This window comes from Phocaeicola faecalis (assembly GCF_021730445.1).
GTDB lineage: Bacteria > Bacteroidota > Bacteroidia > Bacteroidales > Bacteroidaceae > Phocaeicola > Phocaeicola faecalis.
This window is the reverse complement of the sequence record NZ_JADNRM010000058.1, coordinates 1-516: the sequence shown is the minus strand read 5'-3', so window position 1 is coordinate 516 and position 516 is coordinate 1. Positions and strand designations below refer to the sequence as shown.

General features: G+C 39.1%; 1 protein-coding gene. It reads right to left on the bottom strand.

The genetic code is table 11. The features are described from left to right. On the bottom strand, positions 1-107 hold a 107-nt coding region (locus IR173_RS18335), incomplete at its 3' end, for an Rpn family recombination-promoting nuclease/putative transposase (RefSeq protein ID WP_237040846.1). Positions 108-516 lie beyond the last annotated feature (409 nt).

The window sequence follows — 516 nt, the reverse complement described above, 5'->3', positions numbered from 1 at the left end:
CCCACCAGCAGGTCGTTCAGGAAGTCTATCAGCAAATCCTTGCTGACCTCCTGACCGAATATCTTCTTGAAACCCACGTCCGTAAAAGGGTTGATAAATTTTCCCATACCGCTTTATTTTCAACAAAGATAATCTTTTAATGGGAACCGGACAAGAAGGCGGGGGATTTTATTTAGAGAGGCCGGATTTTGCAGGAACATAATAAAACGAGAATCGACAAGCTTTTTTCTATAAGAATTGGTTGCTTTATTTGACAGTATAACATTCGTGTGAGGACTGTATGCCTCTTTCGTTTTACTCTGATAACATCCCGTTTCTTCCCTTTCCTGTTAGTATTATTTCTCTTGATGGAATCGTGGAATACCTCCAATATTTATATAGAACCTATATAAAATAAGGGATAAATCCCGAACCGCTTCTCTTCCTCCAATACCACTGATAATCAGCGTAATATCTTCTTTTTGCAATCGGCACGAATACTACCTACCTCTCGAATGTCGTGAATCATTACTTCAA